This window comes from Streptococcus sp. 1055 (genome assembly GCF_013276815.1).
Classification (GTDB): domain Bacteria; phylum Bacillota; class Bacilli; order Lactobacillales; family Streptococcaceae; genus Streptococcus; species Streptococcus pseudopneumoniae.
The window spans coordinates 1-7,451 of the sequence record NZ_VMLT01000113.1 but is presented as its reverse complement, the minus strand read 5'-3'; the positions used below and the strand labels follow the sequence as shown (position 1 = coordinate 7,451).

Below are 7,451 nucleotides of genomic sequence, written 5' to 3'. Positions count from 1 at the left end.
ATAGGGAAGTCGCTTAGCTCTAGGGAGTTTAGCTCAGCTGGGAGAGCATCTGCCTTACAAGCAGAGGGTCAGCGGTTCGATCCCGTTAACTCCCATTTTAGCGGGTGTAGTTTAGTGGTAAAACTACAGCCTTCCAAGCTGTTGTCGCGAGTTCGATTCTCGTCACCCGCTTTGAACTTTGTTCTTTGTACCAAGTTTTAACTTGGGCGCGTAGCTCAGGTGGTTAGAGCGCACGCCTGATAAGCGTGAGGTCGGTGGTTCGAGTCCACTCGTGCCCATAGTGTTTAGTCCATTACTAGAGAATTGAAACATTATCTTTTCACTAAGAGGACACGGGTTTGTTCCCGTATAAACTATTTTGGAGGATTACCCAAGTCCGGCTGAAGGGAACGGTCTTGAAAACCGTCAGGCGTGTAAAAGCGTGCGTGGGTTCGAATCCCACATCCTCCTTTTATATTAACGCGGGATGGAGCAGCTCGGTAGCTCGTCGGGCTCATAACCCGAAGGTCGTAGGTTCAAATCCTGCTCCCGCAATAAGGCTCGGTAGCTCAGTTGGTAGAGCAATGGATTGAAGCTCCATGTGTCGGCGGTTCGATTCCGTCTCGCGCCATTTATATATTTTGGAAGGGTAGCGAAGAGGCTAAACGCGGCGGACTGTAAATCCGCTCCTTCGGGTTCGGGGGTTCGAATCCCTCCCCTTCCATTTTACGGGCATAGTTTAAAGGTAGAACTAAGGTCTCCAAAACCTTCAGTGTGGGTTCAATTCCTACTGCCCGTGTTAATAAAATTATGGCGGGTGTGGTGAAGTGGTTAACACACCAGATTGTGGCTCTGGCATGCGTGGGTTCGATCCCCATCACTCGCCTATTTTATATTATTGGGGTATAGCCAAGCGGTAAGGCAAGGGACTTTGACTCCCTCATGCGTTGGTTCGAATCCAGCTACCCCAGTTACTATTTGCCGGCGTGGCGGAATTGGCAGACGCGCTGGACTCAAAATCCAGTGTCCGCAAGGACGTGCCGGTTCGACCCCGGCCGCCGGTATAGTATAGCGATAAGGAACGTTGTAAGTCTTCGTTCCTTTTTTATATTATTTTTGCTATAATAATACTTATCCAAATTTTATTTAGATTATGAAAGTGTAGGGAAGTATGTCTCGTTCTATCGATTTATTAAAACATCGGTATTTGAAAAATATTAAAGAAAATCCTGAATTGTTTGTCGGGATTGAGCTGGAATATCCTGTTGTAAACTTGGAAGGGGATGCTACAGATGTTGAAGTTATCAAGTACTTATTCCGATATTTAGTTTCTTCTTTTGATTTTACTGTCGAAAAGGTAGATGATTTTGGCAATCTGATCCAGTTAGTAGATCCGATAAGTCAGGATGCTATTTTATTTGAAGTTTCCTATACAACGATTGAGTTTGCATTTGGTAAGGCTGAAACAATTCAAGATGTCGAAAATCGTTTTAATAATTATATGGATGTAATTCAGAGAAAGTTAGCTGAATCCAATCATGCTATCGTTGGCTGTGGAATTCATCCTAACTGGGATAAAAATGAGAATTATCCAGTGGCTTATCCACGCTATCAAATGTTGATGGATTATTTGAATTTGAGTAGAAATATTACTAAATCAGATTTACATTATTTCCCTGAATATGGTGCTTTTATCTGTGGGAGTCAGGTTCAGCTGGATATTTCAAAATCCAACTACTTACGGGTGATTAATGCTTTTACCCAAATTGAAACAGTTAAGGCTTATTTATTTGCCAATTCTGAGTTTACAGGTGCGGATTGGGATACAAAAATTTCAAGGGACATCTTCTGGGAAGAATCGATGCATGGCATCTATCCAGAGAATGTTGGGGTTAATACTAGACTTTTTGATGATGAAGATGATTTTTTTGACTATCTCGATCATTCTGCGATTTTTACTGCGGAACGTGATGGACAAACCTATTATTTTTATCCCATTCAGGCTAGGGACTATTTGGCTACATCTGAAATCCAAGCATATGCTCTTAATGGGGATGAGATTCTTATTTACCCTCAAGAGAAGGATTTTGAAACTCATCGTAGTTACCAGTACCAAGACTTAACGACTCGAGGAACAGTTGAGTTTCGTAGTGTGTGTACTCAGCCTCTAGATAAAACCTTCGCTTCTGCTGCCTTTCACTTGGGATTATTAGTTAATTTAGATAAGTTAGAAGCTTACTTAGAAACAGCACCTTTCTTTAAAGAATTTGGGCGAAATTATAAATTTTTAAGACGACAATTTTCTAAGAAAAAGCTTACAGATCAGGAAGAAACTGCGATTATTGGATTTTCCAAAGACTTACTCCTGCTAGCCGAGGAAGGACTGAAGATGAGAAATAAGAAAGAAATGACCTACCTACAGCCTTTGAAAGAAGAATTGAGCCTATAATTTCTCTTACTAAAGGGAGAATTTTCTGAAAAATCATGATATAATGGAAGAGACTATAGATAAAGGATAGAGAGTAATGACATTAGTTTATCAATCAACGCGTGATGCCAACAATACAGTAACTGCTAGCCAAGCTATTTTGCAAGGTTTGGCGACGGACGGCGGTTTGTTTACACCGGTTACTTATCCAAAGGTAGATTTGGACTTTGACAAATTGAAAGCTGCTTCTTATCAGGAAGTTGCTAAGATTGTTTTGTCAGCATTTTTAGATGACTTTACAGCTGAAGAGTTGGACTACTGTATCAACAATGCCTACGATAGTAAATTTGATACTCCAGCTATAGCGCCTTTGGTGAAATTAGACGGTCAATACAATTTGGAACTGTTCCATGGATCAACGATTGCCTTTAAGGATATGGCCTTGTCTATTTTGCCATACTTTATGACAACAGCTGCTAAGAAGCATGGTTTGGTGAACAAGATTGTCATCTTAACAGCGACATCTGGTGACACGGGGAAAGCTGCTATGGCGGGGTTTGCGGATGTGCCTGGTACTGAAATTATCGTCTTTTATCCAAAGGATGGTGTCAGCAAGGTTCAAGAGTTGCAAATGACCACTCAGACTGGTGACAATACTCATGTTATCGCTATTGATGGTAACTTTGACGATGCGCAAACAAATGTGAAGCATATGTTCAATGATGTGGCTCTTCGTGAAAAATTAGCGGCCAACAAGTTGCAATTTTCATCTGCTAACTCTATGAACATTGGTCGTCTGGTACCACAGATTGTTTATTATGTTTATGCCTATGCTCAGTTGGTCAAGACTGGTGAGATTGAGGCTGGTGATAAGGTCAACTTCACGGTACCAACAGGAAACTTTGGAAATATCTTGGCTGCCTTTTATGCCAAACAAATCGGCCTCCCAGTTGGCAAACTAATCTGTGCTTCAAATGACAACAATGTTTTGACAGACTTTTTCAAGACACGTGTTTACGATAAGAAACGTGAGTTTAAGGTAACAACTAGTCCATCTATGGATATTTTGGTGTCTTCAAACTTGGAGCGCTTGATTTTCCATCTTTTGGGAAATGATGCGGTTAAGACAGCTGAACTCATGAATGCTTTGAATAGCCAAGGTCAATATGAGTTGACTAATTTTGATGCAGAGATTTTGGACCTCTTTGCAGCTGAATATGCGACTGAGGAAGAAACGGCAGCAGAAATCAAGCGTGTTTATGAGTCAGATTCTTATATCGAGGATCCACATACAGCGGTTGCCTCAGCAGTTTATAAGAAATACCAAGCTGCTACTGGCGATGCGACTAAGACAGTGATTGCATCAACAGCTAGTCCCTACAAGTTCCCAGTGGTTGCAGTAGAAGCTGTAACTGGGAAAGTTGGCTTGACTGACTTTGAAGCCTTGGCTCAATTACATGAAATCTCAGGCGTTGCAGTGCCACCAGCAGTTGATGGCCTTGAAACAGCTCCTGTTCGTCACAAGACAACAGTGGCAGCTACTGATATGCAAGCAGCGGTTGAGGCTTATCTAGGACTTTAAGACAGAGGGAGTAAACTCGGTTGGGAAACCAACTGAGTTTCTTTTCATCAGGAGGAAGGATTGTTTAAGAAAAATAAAGACATTCTTAATATTGCCTTGCCAGCTATGGGCGAAAACTTTTTGCAGATGCTCATGGGGATGGTGGACAGTTATCTGGTAGCCCACTTGGGCTTGATAGCTATTTCGGGTGTATCAGTAGCTGGTAATATTATTACGATTTATCAGGCGATTTTCATCGCTCTGGGAGCTGCTATTTCCAGTGTTATTTCAAAAAGTTTGGGGCAGAAGGATCAGTCTAAGCTAGCCTATCATGTGACTGAGGCCTTGAAGATTACCTTACTATTAAGTTTCCTTTTAGGAGCTTTGTCCATCTTCGCTGGGAAAGAGATGATAGGACTTTTGGGGACGGAGAGAGATGTAGCTGAGAGTGGTGGACTCTACCTATCTTTGGTAGGAGGGTCGATTGTGCTCTTGGGGTTGATGACTAGTCTGGGAGCCTTGATTCGTGCAACGCATAATCCACGTCTGCCCCTCTATGTTAGTTTTTTATCCAATGCCTTGAATATTCTCTTTTCCAGTCTAGCTATTTTTGTTCTAGATATGGGAATAGCTGGTGTTGCTTGGGGGACTATTCTGTCTCGTTTGGTCGGTCTTGTGATTTTGTGGTTACAATTAAAACTTCCTTATGCGAGGCCAACTTTTGGACTGGATAAAGACTTACTGACTTTGGCAATACCAGCAGCTGGAGAGCGACTTATGATGCGGGCTGGAGATGTAGTAATCATTGCCTTGGTTGTGTCTTTCGGGACAGAGGCAGTGGCTGGAAATGCAGTCGGGGAAGTTTTGACCCAGTTTAACTATATGCCTGCCTTTGGTGTGGCTACAGCAACAGTCATGCAAGTGGCTCGAGCGGTTGGAGAAGATGATTGGAAAAGAGTCGCTAGTTTGAGCAAGCAAACCTTTTGGCTCTCTCTGGTCCTCATGTTGCCCTTGACCTTCAGTATCTATGCTTTGGGTATACCACTAACTCATCTCTATACAACTAATTCTCTAGCGGTGGAGGCTAGTGTTCTAGTGACACTTTTTTCACTACTTGGAATCCCTATGACGATAGGAACAGTCATCTATACAGCAGTCTGGCAGGGTTTGGGCAATGCTCGGCTTCCCTTCTATGCGACAAGTATAGGAATGTGGTGTATCCGCATTGGAACAGGGTATCTGATGGGGATTGTTTTTGGTTGGGGCTTGTCTGGTATTTGGGCAGGGACTCTCTTGGATAATGGTTTTCGCTGGTTATTTCTACGCTATCGTTACCAGCGCTATATGAGCTTGAAAGGATAGGAAATGCAAAAAACAGCTTTTATTTGGGATTTAGACGGGACTTTATTGGACTCTTACGAAGCGATTTTGTCAGGAATTGAGGAAACTTTTGCTCAGTTTGCTATTCCTTATGATAAGGAGCAGGTGAGAGAGTTTATCCTCAAGTATTCGGTGCAAGATTTGCTTGTGCGGGTGGCAGAAGATAGAAATCTGGATGTGGAAGTGCTAAATCAGGTGCGTGCCCAGAGTTTGGCTGAGAAGAATACTCAAGTAGTTTTGATGCCAGGTGCGCGTGATGTGCTAGCTTGGGCAGACGAATCAGGAATTCAGCAGTTTGTTTACACTCATAAGGGGGACAATGCTTTTACCATTCTCAGAGACTTGGGTTTGGAATCTTATTTTACAGAGATTTTAACCAGTCAGAATGGCTTTGCGCGTAAACCTAGTCCAGAAGCGGCTAACTATCTGATAGACAAGTATCAGTTGAATCATGATACTACTTATTATATAGGGGATCGGACTCTGGATGTGGAATTTGCCCAGAATAGTGGGATTCAAAGTATCAACTTTTTAGAGTCGACTTATGAAGGAAATCACAGGATTCAAGGGTTAGCAGATATTCCTTACATTTTTGGGGATTGGGAACGATAAGATTGTGTCAGTTTTGTGACAGAGACCTAACAAACTGTTTCAAGTAACCGAGTTTGTTACAAGGAACAGACAGTTCTGTTAAATAGGCCCGAGAGGGCTTTTTTTCTGCTCTTTTTGTGTTATGATAGACAGGTATTCATTTGAAAGGAATTTGAAAGAATGAAGAAAAGAATATTATTAGCCTCAACGGTAGCCTTGGCATTTGCCCCAGTATTGGCAACCCAAGCAGAAGAAGTTCTTTGGACTGCACGTAGTGTTGAGCAAATCCAAAACGATTTGACTAAAATGGACAATAAAAGAAGTTACACCATTCAGTATGGTGATACCTTGAGCACCATTGCAGAAGCCTTGGGTGTAGATGTCACAGTTCTTGCGAATTTGAATAAAATCACTAATATGGACTTGATTTTCCCAGAAACTGTTTTGACAACGACTGTCAATGAAGCAGAAGAAGTAACAGAAGTTGAAATCCAAACTCCTCAAGCGGACTCTAGTGAAGAAGTGACAACTGCGACAGCAGATTTGACAACCAATCAAGTAACCGTAGATGATCAAACTGTTCAAGTTGCAGATCTTTCTCAACCAATTGCAGAAGCTCCAAAAGAAGTAGCATCAAATTCAGAAGTTGCAGAGACAGTGACTGCTGCAGAAGAAGTGGAACCATCTACAGACTCTTCTAGACCAGGGGAGCAAACAGCAGAAACAACTCGCCCAGTTGAAGAAGCAACTCCTCAGGCAATGACTCCAGCTGAGAAAGAGGAAAAACAAGTAAGCCCTCAAGCTGAATCAGCAGTGGAAGCAACTACAATGCCAGTAGAAGAAAAAGGAACCGAAACAACTGCAACAAGTTCAGAAGCAAAAGAAGTAGCATCATCAAATGGAGCTACACCAACAGTTTCTACTTATCAATCAGAAGAGAAGAAAATAGTTTCAACAACTTACGCAGCTCCAGCTGCGCCCGATTATGCTGGACTTGCGGTAGCGAAATCTGAAAATGCTGGCCTTCAACCACAAACGGCTGCCTTTAAAGAAGAAGTTGCCAACTTGTTTGGCATCACATTCTTTAGTGGTTACCGTCCAGGGGACAGTGGAGATCACGGAAAAGGTTTGGCTATCGATTTTATGGTGCCAGAAAGCTCAGAACTAGGGGATAAGATTGCGGAATACGCTATTCAAAACATGGCCAGCCGAGGAATTAGTTACATCATCTGGAAACAACGTTTCTATGCTCCATTCGATAGTAAATATGGACCAGCTAATACTTGGAACCCAATGTCAGACCGCGGTAGCGTGACAGAAAACCACTATGACCACGTTCACGTTTCAATGAATGGATAAATCAGACTTTGTAATATCATTTTGACGAATGAGATATAGCTTCTGTGTTAGGAAGCGAGTCTCATTCGTTTTTTTCTTTGCCATACTCTTCGAAAATCTTTTCAAACCACGTCAGTTTTATCTGCAACCTTAAAGCTGTGCTTTGAGCAACCT

The 7,451-nt window shown here is 42.2% G+C and carries 5 protein-coding genes and 11 tRNA genes; all 16 read left to right on the top strand.

Annotation, left to right across the window (positions count from 1 at the left end):
- Positions 1–22: 22 nt before the first annotated feature.
- A tRNA-Val gene (locus HT699_RS09665) sits at positions 23–95 on the top strand.
- Positions 96–100: 5 nt separating this feature from the next.
- Positions 101–171, top strand: a tRNA-Gly gene (locus tag HT699_RS09660).
- 33 nt (positions 172–204) lie between these two features.
- Positions 205–278: transfer RNA gene (locus tag HT699_RS09655), tRNA-Ile, on the top strand.
- Between the two features lie 82 nt (positions 279–360).
- Positions 361–450 (top strand) — tRNA-Ser (locus HT699_RS09650).
- Positions 451–460: 10 nt separating this feature from the next.
- Positions 461–534 (top strand) — tRNA-Met (locus HT699_RS09645).
- Positions 535–537: 3 nt separating this feature from the next.
- Positions 538–610, top strand: a tRNA-Phe gene (locus tag HT699_RS09640).
- A 12-nt stretch (positions 611–622) separates the two neighbouring features.
- Positions 623–703: transfer RNA gene (locus tag HT699_RS09635), tRNA-Tyr, on the top strand.
- 4 nt (positions 704–707) lie between these two features.
- Positions 708–778 (top strand) — tRNA-Trp (locus HT699_RS09630).
- Between the two features lie 14 nt (positions 779–792).
- Positions 793–865 (top strand) — tRNA-His (locus HT699_RS09625).
- Positions 866–878: 13 nt separating this feature from the next.
- Positions 879–950 (top strand) — tRNA-Gln (locus tag HT699_RS09620).
- Positions 951–959: 9 nt separating this feature from the next.
- Positions 960–1,043: transfer RNA gene (locus HT699_RS09615), tRNA-Leu, on the top strand.
- 107 nt (positions 1,044–1,150) lie between these two features.
- Complete coding sequence (locus tag HT699_RS09610) at positions 1,151–2,428, top strand: gamma-glutamylcysteine synthetase (RefSeq protein WP_119943725.1); 1,278 nt, start codon at positions 1,151–1,153, stop codon at positions 2,426–2,428.
- A gap of 76 nt (positions 2,429–2,504) precedes the next feature.
- The gene (gene thrC, locus HT699_RS09605; protein WP_050261063.1) at positions 2,505–3,989 is read left to right on the top strand and encodes a threonine synthase; all 1,485 of its coding nucleotides are present in this window, start codon (positions 2,505–2,507) and stop codon (positions 3,987–3,989) included.
- A gap of 60 nt (positions 3,990–4,049) precedes the next feature.
- Positions 4,050–5,330, top strand: a complete 1,281-nt coding sequence (locus HT699_RS09600) for an MATE family efflux transporter (protein WP_119947241.1) — start codon at positions 4,050–4,052, stop codon at positions 5,328–5,330.
- Positions 5,331–5,333: 3 nt separating this feature from the next.
- Positions 5,334–5,960, top strand: a complete 627-nt coding sequence (locus HT699_RS09595) for an HAD family hydrolase (protein WP_138706286.1) — start codon at positions 5,334–5,336, stop codon at positions 5,958–5,960.
- 159 nt (positions 5,961–6,119) lie between these two features.
- The gene (locus HT699_RS09590) at positions 6,120–7,298 is read left to right on the top strand and encodes a LysM domain-containing protein (protein ID WP_138706287.1); all 1,179 of its coding nucleotides are present in this window, start codon (positions 6,120–6,122) and stop codon (positions 7,296–7,298) included.
- Positions 7,299–7,451: the final 153 nt, after the last annotated feature.

Excerpts from the sequence above, each read along its gene's own strand:
- HT699_RS09610 (WP_119943725.1), top strand. The coding sequence starts at position 1,151 with ATGTCTCGTTCTATCGATTTATTAAAACATCGGTATTTGAAAAATATT.
- HT699_RS09590 (WP_138706287.1), top strand. The coding sequence starts at position 6,120 with ATGAAGAAAAGAATATTATTAGCCTCAACGGTAGCCTTGGCATTTGCC.
- thrC (WP_050261063.1), top strand. The coding sequence starts at position 2,505 with ATGACATTAGTTTATCAATCAACGCGTGATGCCAACAATACAGTAACT.
- HT699_RS09595 (WP_138706286.1), top strand. The coding sequence starts at position 5,334 with ATGCAAAAAACAGCTTTTATTTGGGATTTAGACGGGACTTTATTGGAC.